Here is a 22,589-nt window from a genome sequence, read left to right as displayed (position 1 = left end):
CTGGTGACTGGTGAATCGTAATTGGAAAGTCGTGACTGGTCGTTGCGCCACGAATCACTACTTACTACTTACCAATAACAAATCACGAATCACGAATCACGAATAACCGCCAAATCGGAAACAGGCCGCCCGCCGAATTGCCGATTTTTCTTGATTGAGGCGAGTTTTGGAGACATCATTCAGGTTCCTTCGACACCCGGATGCATAGCATGGAGCGCTCCCCCGTTGATCTGCTGCCCAGATCACAGCTCATTGGCTATATCGCGACCTGGATAGCCGCCTTTGTGCTGATGGCCGGCAGTATTGTCGTGCTCGAGTACCGCCGGCTGGAATCACGCTTCGATACTCTCTCCCAGAACATCAGCCGTCAGGTTGAACACCAGCTCAGAGAACAGCAGCTGGCGCTTGAAAGCTTCGCCCACGGCCTCGCCGGCCAACCCGAATTTTCCTACCTCCAGGCACAAAACACCGCGCAAAGTCTGCTGCAGCACTCCCCCAACCTCTATATGTTTGCCATCGCCAGCCGGGTTGAACCAGGCCAGCGCGCACAGTTTGAACAACGCATGGCGGCGTCGCAGCCCCGCGGTTTTCGCATCCAGACCTCCAGCAACACCGCCACAGGCAGCACAGCGCCTGACCTTTACCCGGTTGTATTACTGATACCCGAGCGTCCCGAAGCCCGGGCCTTGCTGGGGCTGGATCTGGCCAGCGAGCCCTCTGCGCTCAGCGGCCGGCTGTCCGGGGTCGTTGCGCCCAGCGGCATGTCCAAACCCATACTGCTGGGTAACGGGCCTGGGTATCTGATCTACCACGCCATCGACAGGCAGCTCGATGCAAAGAGCCACAAGCTGCCCGGGCAGTTTTCCAATTACGCCCTGCTGGCGGTCAGTGCCGAGGGTCTGTTTGCACCGGGGATGATCGATGAACCCGGCCTTAGCCTGCGCCTGGTGTCCCAGGCATCCGCCGACAACCCCGTGACCCTGTTTGAAAGCCAGCCCGCGCCAGAATTCGCCCTGCCGATCCCACCCATGACCCGCAGCCATCACTTTGCCGGCGCCTCCCGCGACCTCCTGCTCAGTATTCAATATAAGCCACCCTGGCAGGCGCTGGATCTGTGGCAGCTGGCGGGTTTGCTGGGTGGCCTCTGCCTGCTGATGCTGCAGGTCGGCTGGGTACTGAGGCGCGTCTGGCGCACCCGCCAACACCTGTTCGAACAGCAACGCAGCCTCTACAACAAGGCCCACTTTGACCACCTCACCGGCCTGCCCAACACCAACCTGCTGCTGGACAGGCTCGAACAGGCCATCCGCTCGGCCCAGCGCACCTCCAGCCGGGTGGCGGTATTCTTTCTCGATCTGGATGATTTCAAGCAGGTCAATGATGCCTGGGGACATGATGTCGGCGACCAGTTGCTGATCCAGATAGGCGTGCGCCTGCGCGAGTCCATGCGCGGTGAAGACACCGTGGCCCGCATCCACGGCGACGAGTTCGTCATTCTGATTCCGGTGTTCAGCGGCGAACGCCAGCTCAACAAGATTCGCGGCAAGCTCGAAAACCTGTTCGAGCGCCCCTTCAAGGTGGGCGACATAGTGCTGCACCAAAGCGGCAGCTTCGGCCTCGCCATCTGCCCCGAAGATGCCGACGATGCCGAAGGCCTGCTCGGCCTGGCGGATCGCCAGATGTACCTGCGCAAACAGAGCCGCACCGAGCAGCGTAATGCCCTGACGTCGGCTGCGGGCTGAGGTGAAAGAGCAGGTGAAAGGTGAAAGGTGAAAGGTGAATCGTAATTGGTAATTGGTAAGTCGTGAGCTGTGACCTGTCGTAGGAGCCGCGCCTCGCGGCGAAGCTTTTGGGCAGTAATTGGCAAGGTAAAAAGCAGGCTCAGGGGGGCAAGGTGAAAGATAGAGCAAGGGCCGTCCAGCCTTAACTACGGGCCTTCGCTTTCTTCTACTGACCCCTGTCAGCTTGAGCCTTTCACCTTGCCCCGAGCTTCACCGCGGGGCGTTCGTCGCGGGGCGCGACTTCTACGGGATATCTACGAACTCCGGCTTACGAATGACCACCAGTAATTCGTGAGTAGTAATTCGTAATTCAAAGCGCTCAAGCCGACTGCTCTTACCAATGACTAATGACCAATAACTAATCACCACCAGTAATTCGTCATTCGAAGCGCTCAAGCCGACCGCTCTTACCAATGACTAATGACCAATGACCAATGACCCGCTCCGAATGGCCAAAGATCGCAGGAGACGTGGTTCCCTTTTACCTTTAACCTTGTACCTCCTTGTACCTCCTTGCACCTCGAGGTCTTCGATGATCTGGCTCAATTACAGCGAAGCCTGTGCACGCAATCAGGCGGTGATTCTGCAACAACTGGCGCCGTTGCTGCCGAGCACAGGCAGCCTGCTGGAAATCGGCAGCGGCTCGGGCCAGCACGCCGTGCACCTTGGCGCTGCGCTTAGCGGACTGCGCTGGCAGCCGACGGATCTGCCCGCCAATCTGCCGGCGCTGAGCGCCAACCTGCTGCATTTTGGCAGCGACAATATAAGCCCGCCGCTGGCGCTGGATGTCACCGCCGAGCCCTGGCCGGTCACGGCGGCCAACGTGATCTACAGCGCCAATACCTTGCATATAATGGGCTGGCCCCAGACTGTCGCCCTGCTGCAGGGGGCCGGCAGGCTGCTGACGCCGGGCGGGCTGCTGTGCATCTATGGCCCCTTCCGCTATCAGGGTCAGTACACCAGTGCCAGCAACGCCGAGTTTGACCGCTGGCTGCAACAGCGCGATCCCCGCAGCGGCATCCGTGATTTCGAGGCCGTCAACGAACAGGCGCTTGCCCAGGGCCTCGAGCTCGAACGGGATATCAGCATGCCGGCCAACAACCAGTTGCTGGTCTGGCGCAAGTTAGCCCAGGAGCAAGTAGGAAGTAGGAAGGTTAAAGGTGGAAGGGGAAAGTAAAAAGTTGAAAGAGCGATCCGCTGCCACATACCAATGACTCATTACCGCCCGTGAGTAGTAATTCGTGATTAGTTAGTGGTAATTCAAAGCGCTCAAGCTGACCGCGAGGCTGTAAACCAAATTGTGTAACTGCCCACGAATAAGTAACCTTTTCAAAAGGATATCATCGTGGGTAAGCAAATGGACCAAGAAAAACTCAGAGCCCTGGCCGCGGAGCTGGTCAAAGACATCAAGTCCGAGCACGATCTCGGAGCCCTCACGCAGCAACTGGTCAAGCTCACAGTCGAGACCGCCCTCAACGCCGAACTGGACGAGCATCTGGGGTATGAGAAGCACGCCCCGGAAGGCCGGGGTACCAGCAACAGTCGTAATGGCTATTCCGCCAAACGCCTGAAGGGGCAGCACGGAGACGTATCGATCCAAGCTCCGCGCGATCGTGACGGTTCCTTCGAGCTTCAGTTCGTGCGCAAGGGTCAGTCTCGACTGACCCAGATGGACGATCAGATCCTTACCTTGTACGCCAAGGGTTTGAGCACCCGGGACATCGTCGAGGCTTTCAAGGAGATGTACGACGCCGACATCTCCGCGACACTCGTGTCCAAGGTCACCGAACGCGTAATCGAGCAAGTCCACGAATGGCAAAACCGGCCGCTGGACCCGATCTATCCCATCGTCTATCTGGACTGTATTGTGCTGAAAATCCGCGAGAATAAGCGGGTGATCAACAAGTCTCTGTATCTGGCACTGGGTATCAACATGGACGGTCACAAGGAGCTTCTGGGGCTGTGGCTGGCCGAAACCGAAGGTGCGAAGTTCTGGTTATCGGTGCTCACCGAAATGAAGAACCGTGGCCTGGAAGACATCCTGATCGCCTGTGTGGATGGCCTCAAGGGCTTTCCGGATGCCATTGCCGCAGAGTATCCCCAGACCAAGGTTCAGCTCTGTATCGTGCACATGGTCCGCAACTCGCTACGGTACGTGTCCTGGAAGGACTATAAGACCGTTACCGCTGACCTGAAGCAGATCTACCACTCTGCCACGGAATCCGAGGCTCAGCAGGCGCTGGAGGCCTTTGGAGAACGCTGGGACAGTCAATACCCTCAAATTACCCGCTCCTGGCGTAACAACTGGGATAATTTGATCACGCTGTTCGATTATCCTCCGGCCATTCGGAAGGTGATCTATACCACCAATGCCATTGAGTCACTGAACAGCGTTATTCGCAAAGCGACCAAGCGTCGGAAACTCTTCCCCACCGATGACTCCGCGTTGAAGGTTGCCTACCTCGCGATACAACAGGCCTCCAAGAAATGGACCATGCCAATACGGAATTGGAAGCCTGCACTGAATCGTTTTATTATCGAGTTCGGTGACCGCCTGGACGGTCACCTGTAATGGAGTGGGCAGTTACACAGAATTATTTACAGGCTCCTGACCGCTCTTGCCAATGACTATTTACTAATCACCCGCAGCGCAGCTGTGGCGCTTTGCTTTTTCTTGCCCCCTTTCGTCTTTCACCTTACCCCTTTCGCCTTAATTACGAATGACCAATTACCAATTACCAATCACTACTCACCATCCCCTATTCACCTTCCACCGAGGCAAATCCTGCCATTTCCCGGCCAACAAACGCACCACCAGGGTGCATTTTAGCGGCCGAATGCGCCAAAAACGCCCATCGCAGTAACGCGGAAAAACCGCCAATTCCATTTCTATAAGCGACTTTCACAATTTCAATTACGACATTTTCGCCGTAATTCGGGGATTTTCGTACCCTTTTGCGCCAAGGCACCCAAGTGCGGGTTGACAGTGCGCGGCTAAAACGCCAATCTTTTGTTAAACGACTATTTAATTAAAAAAGAGTGCGACGCGCTTATGCCCAAGGTCGGGATGCCCGAAATCCGAAAACCCCAGCTGATCAAGGCCACCATGCAGGCTATTGATTCCGCCGGGCTGCAGAAAGCCAGCGTCGCCATTATCAGCCGCTACGCCGGCGTGTCCCCGGCCATTATCAACCACTACTTCGGTGGCAAGGATGGTCTGCTCGAGGCCACCATGCGCTCGGTACTGCGGGATCTGTCGAATGCGGTGCGCGAACGCCTCGCCGATACCGACCCCAGCGATGTGGTCGCCCGCATCAAGGCAATAGTGGGCGGCAACTTTGATAGCCGCCAGCTCGACTCCAAGGTGGTTAAAACCTGGCTGGCATTCTGGTCCCAGGCCATGCATCACCCAGCGCTCTTCCGGCTGCAGCGGGTCAACGAACAACGGCTGCTGTCGCACCTGCGCCTGGAGCTCAAGCGGGTCATGGAGCCCGAGCGGGCCCAGTTTGTCGCCCAGGGCATAGCCGCACTGATCGATGGTATCTGGCTGCGGGGGGCTCTGACCCCGGGCGGCATCAACAGCGAACTGGCTCAGCGCATCATCACCGATTATCTGGAGCGGCAGCTGCCGCCGACCGCGACCCTGACAGGTCTCTCAACCCGGACTGCAAGGTAACAATGAAGACTATTTCTCTCTACATTCACGGCGCTAGCCGCGACGCCAGCAGCGGCGAAACCTTTGAAACCCGCAACCCGGCCACCGGCGAACTGCTGGCCCAGGTGCAGCAGGCCAACGAAGCCGATGTTGAAGCCGCACTGGCCTCAGCGCGCGAAGGCTTTGCCATCTGGTCTGCCATGACCGGCACCGAGCGCAGCCGCATCCTGCTGCGCGCCGTAGCGCTGTTGCGCGAGCGCAATGACGAACTGGCCCGCCTCGAGGTGCAGGACACCGGCAAGCCGATACAGGAGGCCGATCTGGTGGACATTCACACCGGCGCCGACGTGATCGAGTATTACGCAGGCCTGGCATCCAAGATTCAGGGCGAATACCAGGATCTGGGTAACGGCAACTTCTTCTACAGCCGTCGCGAGCCCCTGGGCGTCTGCGCCGGCATCGGTGCCTGGAACTACCCGATCCAGATCGCCTGCTGGAAGGCCGCCCCGGCGCTGGCCGCCGGCAATGCCATGATCTTCAAGCCCTCGGAGGAAACCCCGCTGAGCGTGATGAAGCTGGCGGAAATCTTTACCGAAGCCGGCCTGCCGGACGGTGTTTTCAACGTGGTGCAGGGCGATGGCCGCACCGGCGCCATGCTGAGCAATCACCCGGATATCGCCAAGGTCTCCTTTACCGGCGAATGCGGTACCGGCAAGAAGGTCATGGGCGCTGCAGCCGGCTCGCTGAAATCCGTCACTATGGAGCTCGGCGGCAAGTCACCTATGATCGTCTTCCCCGATACCAAGGTGGAAACCGCCGTTTCCGGCGCCCTGCTGGCCAACTTCTATACCCAGGGTGAAGTCTGCACCCACGGCACCCGCGTCTTCGTGCACGATGCCATCTATGATGAATTCGTGGCCGAGCTGGAAGTACGCACCCGGGCACTGCGCATCGGTGATCCAATGGATCCGTCGACCCAGATTGGTTCGCTGATCTCCCGCCAGCACATGGAAAAGGTACTGGGCTTTATCGATGCCGCCCAAGAGGCCGGCGCCCGCCTGGTGTGCGGTGGCAAGCGTGCCACCGGGCCTGGGCTGGACCAGGGCAACTTTGTTGAACCGACGGTCTTTGCCGATTGCACCGACGACATGCCCAACGTGCGCGAAGAGATCTTTGGCCCGGTGATGTCGGTACTGCGTTTTCACGATGAGGAAGAAGTGATTCGTCGCGCCAATGATACCCCCTTCGGCCTTGCCGCCGGTGTCTTTACCCGCGACTTCAGCCGCGCCCACCGGGTCATCGCCCGCCTCCAGGCCGGCATCTGCTGGATCAACACCTGGGGCGCGTCGCCGGCCGAAATGCCGGTGGGCGGCTACAAGGAGTCCGGTATTGGCCGCGAAAACGGCATCGAGAGTCTTTATCAGTACACCCAGACCAAGAGCGTCTATGTTGAACTGGGCGAACTGGAAAATCCCTACGTTTGAGAGCAGGAGACGATTGGTGATTGGTGATTGGTGATTGGTGATTGGTGATTGGTGATTGGTGAAACGATCACACTGACCCTTTCGAATTACGATTTACAAATCACAAATCACGAATACCGAAAAATGACAGGTGCGCAGGCCCACGCCTGCGCCGCTGTGGCTCCACGCCAGCCCGCACGCGCTTCGGGCTGCCCTGGAGGTACAGAATAATGATAACTAAACAGGACTGACTATGACCCCCACGATCAAGAACCTACGCAACGGCCTTTTCACTCTGATGTGCGCCGCAGGTATTAGCACCACCGCGCTGGCCGCTGGCAGCTGCGATGTTGTGCGTTTCGCCGACGTCGGCTGGACCGACATCACCTCCACCACCGCTGTGACCGCCGAACTTGTAGAAGCTCTGGGTTACGAAAGCCGCACCGACCTGCTGTCCGTGCCTGTGACCTACAACTCTCTCGCCGCCAACGATATCGATGTCTTCCTCGGCAACTGGATGCCGACCATGGAAGCCGACATCGCCAAGTACCGTGACGAAGGTTCGGTCGAAACCGTGCGGGCGAACCTTACTGGCGCCAAGTACACCCTGGCGGTTACCAAAGCCGCCTACGACGGTGGTGTAAAGTCCTTTGCCGATCTGGCCAAATTCAGCGACGAGCTCGGCGGCAGCATCTACGGTATTGAGCCCGGTAACGACGGCAACCGCCTGATCCAGAAAATGCTCGATGAAAACGCCTTTGATCTGGGCAGCTTCAAGCTGGTGGAGTCCTCCGAAGCCGGCATGATGTCCCAGGTCAACCGTTCGGAGCGACGCAACAAGTGGATCGCCTTCCTTGGCTGGGCACCGCACCCCATGAACGCCAACTTCGAGATGGAATACCTTAGCGGCGGTGACGACTGGTTCGGCCCGGATTTCGGCGGCGCGACTGTCTATACCAACGTGCGCAAGGGCTATGTGCAGGAATGCGCCAATATCGGCAAGCTGCTGACCAACCTCGAATTCTCCCTGGCCATGGAAAACGAAGTCATGGGCGCCATTCTGGATGACAACCAGAAACCCCGTGACGCTGCCCGCAGCTGGTTGCAGCAGAACCCCGAAGTACTGGACGCCTGGCTGGACGGCGTACAGACCAAAGACGGCAAACCGGGCCTGGCCGCGATCCGCACCCACCTCGAGCTCTGATAGCCACAGCTTGACTCCCTTATCCGCAATGCCTGATCACCTTGTCTTCGGACAGGGTGCAGGGCCCCGCTCATCCTGAGGAAATCTCCCATGAACTGGTTAACAGACCACAAGTTACCCCTTGGCAGCTGGATGGAGCTTTTCGTCGACTGGCTGACCACCAACGCTGCGGGCTTCTTTGATACGATCGCCATCTCGCTGGAGTGGCTGATCCTGAATATGGTTGCGATCTTCCAGTGGTTTCCGGTCTATGTACCTATTGTGATGACCGCCGCCCTCGCCTGGCTGCTGCACCGCAGCCTGGGTCTGGTCATTTTCGTGGTCGCCGCCCTGCTGCTGATCCTGAACCTGGGCTACTGGCAGGAAATGCTCGAGACCTTCGTGCTGGTGCTCGCCGCCACCACACTGTCGGTCATGCTGGGCCTGCCCATTGGCGTGCTGGCCGCCCACAAGCCCTGGGTCTACACCCTGCTGCGCCCTATTCTCGACCTGATGCAGACCATCCCTACCTTTGTTTACCTGATTCCGACCCTGGTGCTCTTTGGTCTTGGCGTGGTGCCGGGGCTGATTTCCACCATCATCTTCGCCATCGCCGCCCCCATTCGTCTCACTTACCTGGGCATCAGCAAGGTGCCTGAAGAGCTGCTCGAAGCCGGCAAGGCCTTTGGCGCCACGCCGATGAAGCTGCTGCTCAAGGTGGAGCTGCCGGCGGCCATGCCCAATATCATGGCCGGTGTCACCCAGTGCATCATGCTGTCGCTGTCGATGGTGGTTATCGCCGCCCTGGTCGGGGCCGATGGCCTTGGCAAGCCGGTGGTACGCGCACTCAACACCGTGAACATTTCCCAGGGCTTTGAAGCGGGTCTGGCCATAGTGCTGGTCGCCATTATCCTGGATCGTATTTGCAAGGCACCCAACGCCAAAGAGGAGGCTTGATCATGTCCGTTGCCGTCAGTATCAAGAATCTCGATGTGGTGTTTGGCAAGAAGGTACAGCCTGCACTGGAGTTGCTGGCGCAGGGTAAAACCCGCCAGGAAATCATTGAAGCCACCGGCCAGGTCGTCGGCGTGCAGGACGCCAGCATAGAAGTGCAGCGCGGCGAAATCTGCGTCCTGATGGGGTTGTCGGGCTCCGGCAAGTCCAGCCTGCTGCGCGCCGTGAACGGGCTCAACCCCATTAGCCGTGGCGAGCTGCGGGTGCAGGATGGCGACGAGATGGTCAATATGGCCGACTGCGACGCCAAAACCCTGCGCCACATGCGCAGCAAGCGTGTCTCAATGGTGTTCCAAAAATTCGCCCTTATGCCCTGGCTCAGCGTGCTGGACAACGTCGCTTTCGGCCTCGAAATGCAGGGCATCGGCAAGGTCGAACGCCGGCGCCAGGCGATGGAAAAGCTCGAAATGGTGGGCCTCGATGAATGGGCCAACAAGCTGCCCCACGAGCTCTCGGGCGGTATGCAGCAGCGTGTTGGCCTGGCCCGCGCCTTCGCCATGGACAGCGATATACTGCTGATGGACGAGCCCTTCTCGGCGCTGGATCCGCTGATCCGCAACCAGCTGCAGGATGAGTTGCTCGAGCTGCAGCGCAAGCTCAACAAGACCATCATCTTTGTGAGCCACGATCTGGATGAAGCCCTGAAGATCGGCACCCATATCGCCATCATGGAATCGGCCCGCATCATTCAGCACGGCCGGCCCGAGGATATAGTCCTTAACCCCTGCAATGAATACGTGCGCAACTTCGTCGCCCATACCAACCCGCTGAACGTGCTCAAGGGCCGTTCACTCATGACCGGGCTGGATCAGCTGGAACGGCTCGACGAAATGCTGGTGCTTAACCGCGAGGAAAACAGCTGGTTCAAGATGGATGCCCAGGGACAACTGCTGTCCGCCAGCCGCCAGGAAACAGCGCTGCAGCTGCATCAGTGGGAGACCACCAGCAACCTCACCGACCTCAACGAAGGCACCCTGGTCGTCGCCAGCCCGGATATTTCCATGCGCCAGGCACTGGAAATCCGCTACCAGACCGGCCTGCCGGTACTGCTGCGCGAGGCCAGCGGCCTGGTCGGCGTCCTGCGCGATCGCGACTTCTACCACGCCCTGCTGGGCAAACACTTCGGCACCGAAACGGTTTAGAACAGCAGGTGAAAGGTTAAAGCGCAGAAACAGGTGAAAGGAAGAAAGCACATGGTGATTCGTGATTGGTGACTTGTAATTGGCAGGAGCTGGTAGTGAAGCTATCAGCTTGGAGCTGTCAGCGTTAAGCTTACGGCTCACGAATAACCAATTACGACCGGTGATTCGTTATTTGTAATTTGGCAAGAGCGGCCACAGTGCCGCGCTGCAACTTGCGAGTAACCAGTCACACCCCGTGACAGGTAGAGCTATCAGCTTTAAGCTTACGGCTTACGGCTTACGAATGACCAATTACCAATTACCAATTACCAATAACGACCCAATCACCGTAGAAGTCGCGCCCCGCGACGAACGGGCGCGCTCTTTTACCTTGCCCCTTGAACCTGCTTTTTAAGCCCAATCACCTCATACACTTCCAGCGGCTTCTGCTTGCCCTTGACCTTAATGCGCTGCAGCGGCCGCACTTCAACATCATCCTGCACCGCCTGGTAGATCTGGGCGCTGATCAGAATCTGATTAATGCCACTGTGCTCCTGAATGCGTTTGGCTGTGTTCACATCGTCACCGATGGCGGTGTATTCGATGCGCGCCTGGGTGCCGACAAGCCCGAGCACCGCCTCGCCGGTGTGAATGCCCACTCCGAATGAAAGCCGCAGCGCAGCTGGCAATTCCTCGTGCAGCTGCTCGATGGCGCTGCGGATTTGCAGCGCCGTGCGCACCGCCCGCAGGGCATGATCGACCTGGGGCAAGGGTGCGTTAAACCAGGCCATGATGGCATCGCCGAGGAACTTGTCGATGGTGCCCTCTTGCGCCAGCACCGCATCGGCCATGGCCCCCAGATAGCGGTTCAACAGGCCCACCAGCTTTTCCGGCGTCAGCTGTTCGCTGATGCGGGTAAAGCCGTGGATATCGGCAAAGAGCGCGGTAATCTCGCGTCTCTGGCCGCCAAGCTGCAGCCGGTCGGGATCAATCTGGCTCAGAATGGCCGGCGACACCATGTGCTCCAGCAACCTGCGCTGGGCCTCCATCTGTTTCAGCGTCGTGACATCGTCTATCACTATGGCGATACCCAGCACCTGTTCAGCGCCGCGCAGCACCGAAAGATTGCAACGCAAATGTACCTTGCCGCGCTCCTCTAGCACCGGGCTGACCTCCAGCCCGATCAGCGGCTCATGGGCTCGGCACACCGACTGAACATGGGGCAACAAGAGCGCGTTCAGCGGCGGCCTGAGGCTGGCCACGGTCTGGCCGACCAGCATCTTGCTGTGGGGATAATCCAGTATGCGCAGCGCCGCCAGGTTGCACAGGGTAATGCGCCCCTGCAGGTCGGTGGTCATGACACCGCTGACAATGGAGGCAAACACATTGTCGAGCAGGTTTTTCAGCTCGGTGGTATCGGCCAGAGACTGGCGCAACTGCTGCTCGCGCGCCTGCAACTGCTCGGTCATCTGATCAAAGGCATCCCCCAGCTGACTCAGCTCGCCGTGGCCAGCAGGCACCCGGGTACGGGCCTGCAGATCGCCCTGCTGCAACCGCTCGACGCCGCCGCGCAACAGTGCCAGCGGGCGCAGAATCTGTACGCGGGTAAAGCGCAGGATACTGCGCACCAGCCATGCGGCCAGCACCAGCGCCAGCAGCATCCCAAGCGCCAGCATCACCGAGGGCCCCAGAGCTTCAAACAGCGGCTGTTCAACGATGGCAAACCAGGGTGCCAGTTCGAACGCCATGCCAAAGCCCAGCACCCAGCGCCCATCCAGCGCCGGATAGATATGCAGGTTACCGTCGGCGATGGCCTGGGGGCTGCGGCCAATAAGGCTTTGCAGGGTTGCATCGCTATACAGCAGGCGCAGGTTGCGATGGGCCACCAGCTGACCCTGCTGATCGCTGATGTATACGTAGCCCGACTCGGCCACCGGCAGACTGATGGCAATATTCCATAGCGTGGTCAGGTCGAACCGTGCCACCAGAGAAGCGGCGAAGACGCCCAGCTCATCGGTGACAGGCGCCGCTAGGGTCACCGTAGGCACGCTGAATTCACCGAAGTCCACCGCCCCCAGATAGCTGTAGCCGGCACGCACGGCACTGAACCAGGGTTGCTCGCTCACCTCTATCTGGTAGGGCCTGCCGACACGATTGCGCTGAATCAGAATCCGCCCGTCGGCGTCTATCAGCTGCAGCTCGAACAGGGTCGGCCGACGTGCAATCAGCTGCCGCAACAGATCGCTCTGGTCTGCGGAAGGCCCAAGCGCCGCAGCGGTTGCGATCAGATCGCTTCTGACATCCAGCAGGTAGGAATCAAAGGCGCGGGTGGCCTGGAGCCCGGCTTCGTGAAACTGTCGCTCCTGCCGGTTCTGCGCCCCCAGCAGCCCGGTCACTATCACAAAGACGAAACCAATAATGGCGATAATGCCCAGCAACAGTACACGCTGGTGCAGACGCCGGCTTAGCGAGCCTTCGGGCCCCAGCAATCTGGCTGGGCTGCGCAGCAGCCTGCGTCCTTTGCTGACCCGGCTCATTGCAGGAAGTCCGTTACGTTTTCAGCGGTCACCAGCCGCAGGTTGCTCCACAGCAGCGTCGCCGGAAAGGGCTCACCGGTTTCCAGGTGGCGTACCATCAACTGCACGGCACGGCGGGCCTGGAGTTTTGGCACCTGATCCATGGTGGCATGCAGACGCCCCTGGCGGATGGCCAGCAGCGCATCGGTATTGGCATCAAAGCCGGTGACCAGCACATTGCGCCTATTGGCCCCCTCCAGCGCATCGGCGATCCCCAGTGCCATCACATCATCCACCGCCATGATGGCATCAATATCATCGAGCCGTGCGAGCCAGTTCGCCGCGACCTGCTGCGCATCAGCGCGCTGCCAGCGCCCGGAACTCAGCCCCAGCACATTGATATCCCCCTCGCGCAGGCCCTCAAGCATGCCGTTGCGCCTATCGAGGGAGTTCTGATGCCCCGGCAGGCCCTCCATGATCAGTACATTGCCAGCGCCGCCGAGCTGCTCCACCACCCAGCGCCCCAGCAGGGTGCCGGCCCGGAAATTATCGGAGCCGACATAGGTCAGAACCCCCTCGGCATTGAGTGGTGTGTCGTAAACGATCACGGGTATACCGGCACGAACGGCCTTTTCCACCACCGGCGACAGCCGGTTGGTATCCACCGGCGCAATGATGATGCCGTCGCTGCGGTCTTCCCGAATCAGCGCATCCAGACTGCGAATCTGACGCTCCACGGCATATTCCTGCACTCCCTGCACGCGCAGGAAAACACCGAAACTCTGGCGCGCCGTTTCGGCACCTTCCTGAGTACGGCGCCAGTAGGGATTGGCCCAGGCAAAGTTCTTCATCAGAAAACTGATGCGCCAGGGCCGGCTCGCCGTCAACTCCTGCGCCACCCCCAGAGCCCGACTGTCAGCCGCGGCCTGGGCCTGATTTTGCGCCAGTACCACCGAGGTCTGAGGCCTGGAGCGCTGCGCTGGCTTGTCATCACAGCCGGTCAGAAAGCCCGCTGCCAACAGCGCTAACAAGAGTATCCACACAGCCGCAGCAAGGCGGCTCGGCCCGGGCCTGCGTAACCTCGCCATCGGCTGACTCCTCGGCTATTCGGAGCCTTCAGTCTAGGCTCTGTTGGTGATTGGTGATTCGTAATTCGTAATTCGCTGGCTATCTGCTGCCTTGTACCAATGACTAATTACTAATGACCAATTACCAATTACGAAAGACGAAAGACGAAAGACGAAAGACGAAAGACAAACGCCATCCTGTGCATAACCTGTGCAAACAACGGCAGCGTCCTGCGTGCAAAGTTTTGCACAGGCATGTTTTTCCCGTTGTGGATTAATCTCTGATCAGCTTTTGCAGAGCCGGCAGTGTCGGGGGGTAGAATCAACTGTGATGAGCTTGTGCGGAGCTTATACACAGACTTATGCCTGTATTTTGTGCACAGATTTTTGAGCCTTCGCCGGGAACCTTATACACAACCAAGTTACGCACAGACCGAAAATAACGTTGGCCGAGGTGGTTACGCTGTGCATAAAAAGTTACCCACAGCGTCCTATACAACAACCTGGTACATATAGGGCCGACCATTGCCGCGCTGCTTTTGCTCCACCGTAATGTCAGGCGCGAACAATTGCAGGAACTCCTTGAAGCTGGCCGCGCCGAAGGTGCGGGGGTCAAAATCAGGCCGCTGACGCTTCAGCAGGCTGCCGGCGTGGCCCATGTTCATCCAGCCTTCGTCATCCGAATGTTCACGCCAGGCCTTGATCAGCAACCGCTTGATCTGCGCCATATCCGGGTTGCCCGGCAGGGTTTCAGCCGGTACATCACCAAGGATCTCGGTGAAGATAAAGTCATCACAGGCATTGCGAAACGAGATAGGGGTCTTCTTCTCGCCAAAGCCGAAAACATAGATTTCCGACTGCTTGAGACGGGATGCCAGGCTGGTGAAGTCACTGTCACTGCTGACGATGGCAAAGGCATCAAAACGCTTGGAGTAGAGCAGATCCATGGCGTCAATAATCATGGCGCCGTCGGTGGAGTTCTTGCCGGTGGTATAGGCGAACTGCTGGCAGGGCTGTATAGCCAGCTCATTCAACGTTGTACGCCAGTTCTTGAGGTTTTCGGAGGACCAGTCGCCGTAGGCACGCTTGACCACTATATGGCCGTGCCCGGACAGCTCGTCGAGGATATGTTTGGTCTTGGAGCGCTGTGCATTATCGGCATCAACAAGCACAGCGATTTTCTTGTGTTGGTCCAGGTCCTTCATCTTGAGAGGCCACTCCGTTGCTGGCAGCTGAAAGCTTCAGCCTAGCAACGGATTCTGGGTAGCGAAACCCATAGGCCCCGGAATTCGCCCGAGGCTCATTCCAGAGATGCTTAGAGCTTTCAGCCGTAAGCTTAAAGCTGCCTGTGTACCAATTACCAATTACGACTCAGGCAGCAATAGGCTGGTTACGCAGGCGCGCAACCGGGCGCTCATCAATAAAGATATGAATCACGGCGGTGATCAGGGCAATAGCGGCGGCGGACCACCAGACGATGTTGTAGGTGCCGGTGGCATCGTACAGGTAGCCGCCCAGCCAGACACCGAGGAAGGACCCCAGCTGATGATTCAGGAAGACGATGCCGTAGAGCGTGCCCATATGGCGCAGCCCGAACATCTGCGCCACCAGACCCGAGGTCGCAGGAACCGTCGCCAGCCACAGAAAACCGGTGGCGATAGAGAACAGGTACACAGTGGTGGTACTGATAGGCAGCAGCATGAACAGGGCTATCACCAGCGCGCGCAGCGCATAGATAATGCCCAGCAGGTTCTTTTTCGAGTACTTGCCCGACCAGGAACCAAACAGCAGACAGCCAAAGATATTGAAGAGTCCGATCAGCGACAGGCTGATTACAGCCACCTGGGGCTCAAAACCACTGTCCGTAAGAAAGGCCGGCATATGTACGGTAATAAAGGCCAGCTGAAAACCGCAGACGAAAAATCCCGCAATCAGCAGCCAGTAATGCACATGACCGGTGGCTTCCTTCAAGGCCGCGGGCAGCGTCTGCTCGGGTTCAGTCTCGTCGCCGGAACGGGCCTTGGCGCTATCACCGCGAAAAGGCGTGGCCAGCATCAGCATGCTGAGCGCGCCGCCCGCCAGCAGCAGCAGCGCCGTTTGCCAGCCGTAGCTGGTAATAAAGCTCTGGGCCACCGGTATCACCAGCAACTGCCCGGCGGACCCCGCCGCAGTACCCAGGCCCAGTGCAAAGGCACGCTTCTCGGGCGCCACCATTCTGGCCAGCGCCGGCAACACCACACCAAAACCCGTGCCGGCGATGCCCATGCCCACCAGAATGCCGGCACCGCTGTGCAGCGCCCAGATACTGTCGGCGGTCGAAGTGATATAAAGCCCCAGCGCATACACAATGGCGCCGCCGATCAGGGTGCGGGCGGTGCCAAATCGATCCGCCACGGCGCCGGCGAATGGCTGGAAAAGCCCCCAGCACAGGTTCTGCAATGCCAGTGAAAAGGCGAAAATCTCGCGGCCATAGCCAAAGGTTTCAGAAATGGGCGCCATGAAAAAGCCCATGGACGAGCGCAGACCAAAGTTGATTGCCAGCAGCAGACAGGCAAAGGCGACGAAAATACTCAGCAGCTTGACCGGAGTGCGCATGTGTCTGGTTTCCATTGTGACCACTGCTGCGGTCGGGAGATAAGGGTATAGGGGTCGGAATTATCGCAGTTAAGTACCCGCCCCTCAATCAGACTGCCACAACTGACAGCGGCCTGATATTGCTGAAAAACGACACACTAAGCACCGTACCGTCAGAAATAGTAGCCCAGCGACAGCATCGTCTCCTCGGCGCTGTCCCGGCGATACTGCAGGCGCAGGTCAATATTGGTATCCAGCGCCTTTCTAAGCTCCAGCGTCACACCGGAGCGCAAGCGCTGGGCCCCGTCCAGCGCCTGGCGCTGCTCCAGTTGCAGGCGCCCGCTGTAGCTTGAACCCAGGGTCATATTGGCGAAAAAAGCCGCTTTTACCGCTAGATGACCGCTGTGCTGATAGTTTTCCTGCGCCACGCCGCCCACGCTCAGCCCCAGCAGCAGGTTGCGATTGATACGCCTCGCGGTACCGATCGCGCCTTCCGCCTGCACCACCAGACAGCGGCTGCAGGCCAAATTGTCTGCCTCAGCCCCCAGCTTGAGCTTCCAGTAACGGCCCTTGTCGCCCGGCAGGCCGGTGGCGGAATCGTTCAGGCTCTCGAGGTTCACCAAATTGATGGCGCGCAGTTCGGTCTGGCCATCGACATGCACGGCGCTGATCTCGCCCATCGACAGCACCGAGTTCTTGATATGGCCATTGCCCGAATCCAGCACATCATAATAGGCCGGGCGCAGACTCAGCAGCAGACCATTGCCCCGCCTGCTGTTATGCAGCACACCCAGGCGCAGCAGACTCGGATTGCGCCCCTGGTGCGGCGCAGGCTGGTGGCTTTGCGGCAACGCTGTCGCCCCCGGCGGCAAGCTGAAGCGGGCCTGCAGCACCTGCTGGTAATGGCTGTTGTTGCTATCGGCCACGCCTTCATCGGGGTCGCGAACATACTGGTAATAGTCCAGCAGGGTGTCGAGAATGCGCTGGCGTGCCGCCAGCCCAGATGCACCATCCAGCACAGCTTGTAACCCTTCTGGCTGTTCCGCCGCAGTGCCCACTGCGGCACGCTCATCGGCCTCAAGGGCAAAGAAACGCTTGTAAAGGCGGGTCTGGCGGGACGGGTGGTAACGCACAGAGCGGATCAGCGGCTGCCCCTGCAGGGTGCCGCGCGCCATCTTCTGTATTACCGCCTGGGGGATGGTGGCAAAACGGACGTCGGGAATAATGTTCAACCCGTCGATAATCTCCAGCAGTTCGGCCACGCGATAGGCGCAGTTCTTGCGAAAAAAGTAATAGGTATATTCACGTCGCAAGACTTCCCAGCCATGGGCGACGACAAAATCAACCTGCTCGCGGCTGAGATTCAGCTCGTATTCCCACAGGTCGCGCAACTCCACTTCGCCGTAAACGCCGCTGTGGAAATAGTATTCAACTTCGCTGAAACCACCTATATAACCGCCGAAAACGCCTTTGTACATATAACGTAGCGGGTTTTCGTTCGGCGGCACCACAGCGCCGTAATTGAGGCTGTTGTCCAGCAACTGTGACTGCCCGCTGTCGCTGGCGGAATTGAACTTGAGCAGGGTATGGCCATAGAAGGAGGCCGGATTACCCAGATAACCGCTGGCGTATACCAGGCTGATGGAATCGATGCGGTTGCCGCGGTTCCAGGCATTGAAAGCCGCACACTCCAGCGCCGCAAACGCACTCGGTTCTGTCCTCTGGCGGATCCAGATAAAGCGCGCCGGAAACAGGCACTGGGCATGCTCATCGACATCAGTGCCGGGCGTTTGCACAAATGCCTGTAACGTCGCCTCAAACTCTGCCTGCGGATCCGTGGCGCCGCTCGGACTCAGGAAAAACGCATCGTTATGAATGGCGCTGCGATAGCCACTGGGGGAACTGGAATCCGGCGCGTAGTGCAGCAGCTTGAGCCAGGTTGACTGCAACCAGGGACTTTGCGTTGTAGCCGGCACTGTGGCGCGAGCCTCTGCGACGAACAGCAACAGCAGCGCTGCTGCCAGGGCACAGAGCAGCTTGAGCGAAGGTATCGGCATGGGAATCCGGGTTCACAAGAGCTTAAGCGTACCGGCAGTGGATGCCGGCACGCTTGGCAGCCTGCAGGGCAGGATCAGGCAGCGCAGTTGGCGGCGGCTGTATTCACCAGATCGTAGTAGATGGCGGCTTTTTCGATTTTAGTCTGCTCTGCATAACCGGCAACGCCGATCTGCTGCCCCATCTGGCCGCGCACTGCACTGATCACAGAAGGCTGAGCACTTTGCTGGCAAGCCATGATCTCGAGCATGGCGCTCAGGTGTTCACCCTGGCCCTGCGCGGTTTCTTCGGCAAGGTTGTCATAGGTATCCAGAATGAATTGCGCGACTTGAACGTTACGCTTGTTGCAGGTCTCCGGGCTCGAGGTCGCAGAGGTAACCGCCGTGGTACCCAGATCCCAGATGATATTGGACGTAACAGCCGCCCAGTGCGTCGCCGGGAACAGGGCCGCACCTATGCCGCAGTTTACATAGGGATTCGGGCCTGAGCCCACAGGCTTGGTTTCTGCCAGAGTGGCCGCAGACATGCTCAGGGCGGTACCGGCGAGCACCAGGGATAACAGGCTGTGCTTGATATTCATCAGGAAAGGCCCCTCCAGGGCAAGTAAATCCATTTATCCATTTTGGATTCGGGGCAGACGCCCAAGGATACCCGCGCAAAAATACAGCATCGAGCATCAGCGTCAATTAAAACTCGGGGTTAGTGTCACATTCGGAGCTAAAAACGCGAGATGATTGCTGATTGCTGATTGGTGATTGGTGATTGGTAAATCGTAAATCGTAAATCGTAAGTCGTAAGTCGTAAGTCGTAAGTCGTAAGTCGTAAGTCGTAAGTCGTGAATCGTGAATCGTGATCTAACCACGAATGACCAATGACCAATGACTAATAACGAATAACGCCAGACTCAAGCAGAGTCTGGCGCAGGCATAACGATCAGAGCGTTAAAAGGGTATTAAAGGAAGCTGTTAAAGCACCCTTTTACCATCCAGCAAGCGGGAGCGGCCTTCGAGATTGTCATCGCGCAGTGCCGCCGGCAATAGCGCCTGGGACAGGTTCTGATAGCACACCGGGCGCAGGAAGCGATGGATTGCGGCGCTGCCGACTGAAGTGCTGCGTGCATCGGCGGTGGCGGGGAAAGGTCCGCCGTGAACCATGGCGTGGCACACCTCGACACCGGTCGGCCAGCCATTGACCAGTACGCGTCCGGCGCGGCGCTCCAGAATTGGCAGCAAGGCCTGCGCCTGGGCCGTATCATCGGCATCCATCTGCAGGGTAGCGGTGAGCTGCCCTTCAAGATGCGCTGCCACCTGCCTGATCTCGGCCTCGTCAGCACACTCAATGACCAGCGAGCAGGAACCGAAGACTTCAGCTTGCAGCGCTTCGTCGGCCAGGAAATCTGCCGCCTTGGCGACAAAAACACCGGCCTGACACTGATAAGGCCCGGCGCCCGCCTGGCCACGGGCCAGAGTACGCACGCTGTTGTGCTGAGCCAATACGCCAACGCCATCGTTGAAAGCCCCGTGAATGCCCGGCGTCAGCATGGTCTGGGCCGGCGCGGCCTGCGCAGCCTCTGCAACCACATCGAGGAAAGTATTCAGTGCCGCACCCGCCTGGGCAATCACCAGCCCCGGGCTGGTGCAGAACTGACCGGCTCCCATGGCGAGGGAGGCCACAAAACCCTGGGCGAGTTCGGTGCCGCGGGACTGCAGCGCCTGGGGCAACAGGAATACCGGGTTAATGCTGCTCATTTCGGCATAGACCGGAATCGGCTGCGGACGTGCCTGGGCGGTCGCCATCAGTGCAGTACCACCGCTGCGCGAACCTGTGAAACCCACCGCCTGCACACGGGAATCGGCCACCAGTGCCTGACCGACTTCACGGCCAGAGCCGAACAGCAGCGAGAACACCCCTTCGGGCAGAGCACACTTGGCTACCGCCGCCTGCACCGCAAGACCCACCAGCTCCGAGGTTCCAGGGTGCGCCGAGTGCGCCTTGACGATCACGGGGCAACCCGCGGCCAGTGCCGAGGCGGTATCACCCCCGGCCACACTGAATGCCAGCGGGAAGTTGCTGGCACCGAACACCACCACAGGCCCGAGGGAGATATGGCGCTGACGCAGGTCAGCACGCGGCAGTGGCTGGCGTTCCGGCTGCGCCGGATCAATGCGCAGATCCTGCCACTCGCCGGCGCGTACTACCGATGCAAACAGGCGCAGCTGACCACAGGTACGGCCACGTTCACCTTCCAGCCGGGCCCGCGGCAGGCCGGATTCCTGCATGGCGCGTACAATCAGCGCATCACCCAGGGCTTCAATTTCACTGGCGATGGTTTCAAGAAATGCCGCCCGCAGCTCAAGCGGCGTCTCGCCGTAGGCCACGCAGGCCGTTTCGGCCAGCGCGCAGGCCTGTTCAACCTCGGCCGCACCGCCGCCCAGGTAAACAGGTTCAAGCCGCTCGCCCGTGGACGGGTCAATCGCCTGAATGGCGGCGCCCTTGCCGTTCACGCCATTCTGGCCGATCAAAAGCTGTCCTTTGAGTTGCATCGTTACTGCTCCTTGAATGAGGAATAAATTCAGCGCGGGCTGCATCAACCCCTCAGGTTGACGCAGCCAGTCGCTAGACGGGTTAGGTGGCTGAGGCGGCCGCAACCGGATTTTTCAGCGGTTTGCGGATCACCAGGAAGTACACAAAGACCGCCGTCAGCAGGACAAAGAAGAGGCTGTCCAGGTTGGTAAAGAAGGTCATGGGATTGCCGTTGGACAGTGCCAATGAGCGACGCAGGAACTCTTCCAGATTCGGGCCCAGAATAAAGCCGAGCAGCAAGGTGATCACCGGGAAGTCATGCTTGCGCAGGTAATACGCCAGCACACCCATCACCAGTGTCATGATCATCTGGAACATGGAGTAAGTGGCCACATAGCTGCCAACCACCGCCAGCAGGGCAATGGCGCCGTAGAGCGCATCCTTGCGAATGGATACGATGCGGATGAAGTAAGGCCCCAGCAGGAAGAGTGTCAACGGAATCAGTATCACCGCACTGAACAGCAGGGATGCCAGCATGGGCGCGATCAGCCCGGCCTGCTCCGCCATCAGTTGTGGCCCCGGCTGAATGCCGTTGATCACCAGCACGCCCAGCATAATGGCGGTCACCGGATCACCGGGGATGCCGAAGGTCAGCATGGGTACCAGGGCGCCACCACAGACGGCGTTGTTGGCGCTTTCCGACGCGGCTATCCCCTGGGGGTTACCCTTGCCAAAGCTTTTCGGGTCCTTGGAGGTACGCACCGTTTCGACATAGGCCAGGAAGCTGCCCATGGAACCACCGGCTCCTGGCAAGGTGCCCACAAAGTAACCGATCAGGCTCGACTTGAGGTAACAGCCCAGACCAATCTTGCGGATAGACGCAAAGGACGGCAGAAAGTCACGTCGCCTTATGGCCTTGACCTTGCTGAGGGCACTGGCCACCTTGCCGGAGTCCGACATTGCGCCTGCCTGAATCAGTATCTCGCTGATGGCAAAGGTACCGATAATCACCGGCATCAGATCCAGACCCGCCGTCAGGTCGCTCAGCCCGAAGGTAAAGCGTGTCACCGGCACCATGGCATCCAGCCCAACCGTTGCCAGCATAAGCCCGATACAGGCCGCCATGGCCGCCTTGATCATCTTGCCGCGCTGGGCAATAACGATCACGATCATGGCGAAGGCGATCAGGGAGAACTTGCCGGTCGTCTTGACCAGCAACGACAGTTCGGCGATTAAGGGTGCCAGCAGTATCAGCAACAGCGCCCCCAGGCCACCCCCCACCATGGAACCGAAGGACGCGTGCCCCAGCGCCAGGGCACCTTCGCCGCGCTGCTGCATGGGGTAGCCATCCAGCGCCGTCATCATGGAGGAAGGCGCACCCGGAATATTAATGGTGGTCGCGGTAATGCTGCCGCCGCACATGCCGGCCATGTAGATACTGGCACAGGCCATGAGTGCGGTAGTGACATCCAGGCTGTAGGTCAGGGGCAACAGCAGCGCCAGTGCCAGCGTTGCGGTCAGGCCCGGAATCGCGGAGAACACAGTACCGATCAGAAATCCGGCCACCACATAGGCCAGAGTGGCAGGATCTAACAGCTTGGCGAAACTGCCAATAACAAGTTCAATGAATTCCATGG

General features: G+C 59.1%; 16 protein-coding genes. 8 read left to right on the top strand and 8 right to left on the bottom strand.

What is annotated here, in order from left to right; translation table 11 throughout:
• Positions 1-209 precede the first annotated feature (209 nt).
• The 8 genes from A8C75_RS00885 to choV all read left to right on the top strand — a co-directional run bounded on the left by A8C75_RS00885 (position 210) and on the right by choV (position 10,238).
• Positions 210-1,742 (top strand): sensor domain-containing diguanylate cyclase, encoded by a 1,533-nt coding sequence (locus tag A8C75_RS00885; protein WP_067376769.1) that lies wholly within the window; start codon positions 210-212, stop codon positions 1,740-1,742.
• A gap of 571 nt (positions 1,743-2,313) precedes the next feature.
• Complete coding sequence (locus tag A8C75_RS00880; protein WP_067376766.1) at positions 2,314-2,958, top strand: DUF938 domain-containing protein; 645 nt, start codon at positions 2,314-2,316, stop codon at positions 2,956-2,958.
• Positions 2,959-3,138: 180 nt separating this feature from the next.
• Positions 3,139-4,353 (top strand): IS256 family transposase, encoded by a 1,215-nt coding sequence (locus tag A8C75_RS00875; protein ID WP_067376763.1) that lies wholly within the window; start codon positions 3,139-3,141, stop codon positions 4,351-4,353.
• A gap of 480 nt (positions 4,354-4,833) precedes the next feature.
• A complete protein-coding gene (betI, locus tag A8C75_RS00870) occupies positions 4,834-5,457 on the top strand; it encodes a transcriptional regulator BetI (protein WP_067376761.1) in 624 nt (207 codons plus the stop codon).
• 2 nt (positions 5,458-5,459) lie between these two features.
• Positions 5,460-6,920, top strand: coding sequence for a betaine-aldehyde dehydrogenase (gene betB / locus A8C75_RS00865; protein ID WP_067376758.1), 1,461 nt, complete (start codon positions 5,460-5,462; stop codon positions 6,918-6,920).
• 232 nt (positions 6,921-7,152) lie between these two features.
• A complete protein-coding gene (locus A8C75_RS00860) occupies positions 7,153-8,103 on the top strand; it encodes a choline ABC transporter substrate-binding protein (RefSeq protein ID WP_084783617.1) in 951 nt (316 codons plus the stop codon).
• A gap of 90 nt (positions 8,104-8,193) precedes the next feature.
• Positions 8,194-9,039 carry a choline ABC transporter permease subunit gene (gene choW / locus A8C75_RS00855; RefSeq protein WP_067376755.1) on the top strand — a complete coding sequence of 282 codons (846 nt, stop codon included), beginning with the start codon at positions 8,194-8,196 and terminating at the stop codon, positions 9,037-9,039.
• A 2-nt stretch (positions 9,040-9,041) separates the two neighbouring features.
• Positions 9,042-10,238 (top strand): choline ABC transporter ATP-binding protein, encoded by a 1,197-nt coding sequence (gene choV / locus A8C75_RS00850; protein WP_067376752.1) that lies wholly within the window; start codon positions 9,042-9,044, stop codon positions 10,236-10,238.
• A 365-nt stretch (positions 10,239-10,603) separates the two neighbouring features.
• Here the strand turns inward: choV and A8C75_RS00845 are convergent, their stop codons facing one another.
• The 8 genes from A8C75_RS00845 to A8C75_RS00810 all read right to left on the bottom strand — a co-directional run bounded on the left by A8C75_RS00845 (position 10,604) and on the right by A8C75_RS00810 (position 22,587).
• Positions 10,604-12,754, bottom strand: a complete 2,151-nt coding sequence (locus tag A8C75_RS00845) for an adenylate/guanylate cyclase domain-containing protein (protein WP_067376749.1) — start codon at positions 12,752-12,754, stop codon at positions 10,604-10,606.
• Complete coding sequence (locus A8C75_RS00840) at positions 12,751-13,821, bottom strand: sugar ABC transporter substrate-binding protein (RefSeq protein WP_084783615.1); 1,071 nt, start codon at positions 13,819-13,821, stop codon at positions 12,751-12,753. The genes A8C75_RS00845 and A8C75_RS00840 overlap by 4 nt, the downstream gene beginning before the upstream one ends.
• Positions 13,822-14,291: 470 nt before the next feature.
• Positions 14,292-15,005, bottom strand: a complete 714-nt coding sequence (locus A8C75_RS00835; RefSeq protein ID WP_067376743.1) for an NYN domain-containing protein — start codon at positions 15,003-15,005, stop codon at positions 14,292-14,294.
• A 166-nt stretch (positions 15,006-15,171) separates the two neighbouring features.
• Positions 15,172-16,395 (bottom strand): MFS transporter, encoded by a 1,224-nt coding sequence (locus A8C75_RS00830; protein WP_067386870.1) that lies wholly within the window; start codon positions 16,393-16,395, stop codon positions 15,172-15,174.
• Between the two features lie 152 nt (positions 16,396-16,547).
• A complete protein-coding gene (locus A8C75_RS00825; RefSeq protein WP_067376740.1) occupies positions 16,548-18,431 on the bottom strand; it encodes an Lnb N-terminal periplasmic domain-containing protein in 1,884 nt (627 codons plus the stop codon).
• Positions 18,432-18,505: 74 nt separating this feature from the next.
• Positions 18,506-19,009, bottom strand: a complete 504-nt coding sequence (locus A8C75_RS00820) for a DUF3015 family protein (RefSeq protein ID WP_067376738.1) — start codon at positions 19,007-19,009, stop codon at positions 18,506-18,508.
• Between the two features lie 385 nt (positions 19,010-19,394).
• Positions 19,395-20,972, bottom strand: a complete 1,578-nt coding sequence (locus tag A8C75_RS00815; protein WP_067376735.1) for an aldehyde dehydrogenase (NADP(+)) — start codon at positions 20,970-20,972, stop codon at positions 19,395-19,397.
• An 82-nt stretch (positions 20,973-21,054) separates the two neighbouring features.
• Entirely contained in the window at positions 21,055-22,587 is a 1,533-nt protein-coding gene (locus A8C75_RS00810) for a tripartite tricarboxylate transporter permease (RefSeq protein ID WP_067376732.1), read from the bottom strand.
• Positions 22,588-22,589 lie beyond the last annotated feature (2 nt).

The organism is Marinobacterium aestuarii (assembly GCF_001651805.1).
Taxonomy (GTDB): Bacteria; Pseudomonadota; Gammaproteobacteria; order Pseudomonadales; family Balneatricaceae; genus Marinobacterium_A; species Marinobacterium_A aestuarii.
The sequence above is the reverse complement of the archived record's forward strand: the minus strand, read 5'-3'. Positions and strand labels throughout refer to the sequence as shown.

Bases quoted from the DNA above. Each gene is read 5' to 3' on its own strand.
- choV (WP_067376752.1), top strand. From the start codon at position 9,042: ATGTCCGTTGCCGTCAGTATCAAGAATCTCGATGTGGTGTTTGGCAAG.
- A8C75_RS00885 (WP_067376769.1), top strand. From the start codon at position 210: ATGGAGCGCTCCCCCGTTGATCTGCTGCCCAGATCACAGCTCATTGGC.
- A8C75_RS00815 (WP_067376735.1), bottom strand. From the start codon at position 20,972: ATGCAACTCAAAGGACAGCTTTTGATCGGCCAGAATGGCGTGAACGGC.
- A8C75_RS00820 (WP_067376738.1), bottom strand. From the start codon at position 19,009: ATGAATATCAAGCACAGCCTGTTATCCCTGGTGCTCGCCGGTACCGCC.
- A8C75_RS00830 (WP_067386870.1), bottom strand. From the start codon at position 16,395: ATGCGCACTCCGGTCAAGCTGCTGAGTATTTTCGTCGCCTTTGCCTGT.
- A8C75_RS00880 (WP_067376766.1), top strand. From the start codon at position 2,314: ATGATCTGGCTCAATTACAGCGAAGCCTGTGCACGCAATCAGGCGGTG.
- A8C75_RS00835 (WP_067376743.1), bottom strand. From the start codon at position 15,005: ATGAAGGACCTGGACCAACACAAGAAAATCGCTGTGCTTGTTGATGCC.
- A8C75_RS00845 (WP_067376749.1), bottom strand. From the start codon at position 12,754: ATGAGCCGGGTCAGCAAAGGACGCAGGCTGCTGCGCAGCCCAGCCAGA.
- A8C75_RS00810 (WP_067376732.1), bottom strand. From the start codon at position 22,587: ATGGAATTCATTGAACTTGTTATTGGCAGTTTCGCCAAGCTGTTAGAT.
- choW (WP_067376755.1), top strand. From the start codon at position 8,194: ATGAACTGGTTAACAGACCACAAGTTACCCCTTGGCAGCTGGATGGAG.
- betI (WP_067376761.1), top strand. From the start codon at position 4,834: ATGCCCAAGGTCGGGATGCCCGAAATCCGAAAACCCCAGCTGATCAAG.
- A8C75_RS00860 (WP_084783617.1), top strand. From the start codon at position 7,153: ATGACCCCCACGATCAAGAACCTACGCAACGGCCTTTTCACTCTGATG.
- A8C75_RS00840 (WP_084783615.1), bottom strand. From the start codon at position 13,821: ATGGCGAGGTTACGCAGGCCCGGGCCGAGCCGCCTTGCTGCGGCTGTG.
- betB (WP_067376758.1), top strand. From the start codon at position 5,460: ATGAAGACTATTTCTCTCTACATTCACGGCGCTAGCCGCGACGCCAGC.
- A8C75_RS00875 (WP_067376763.1), top strand. From the start codon at position 3,139: ATGGACCAAGAAAAACTCAGAGCCCTGGCCGCGGAGCTGGTCAAAGAC.
- A8C75_RS00825 (WP_067376740.1), bottom strand. From the start codon at position 18,431: ATGCCGATACCTTCGCTCAAGCTGCTCTGTGCCCTGGCAGCAGCGCTG.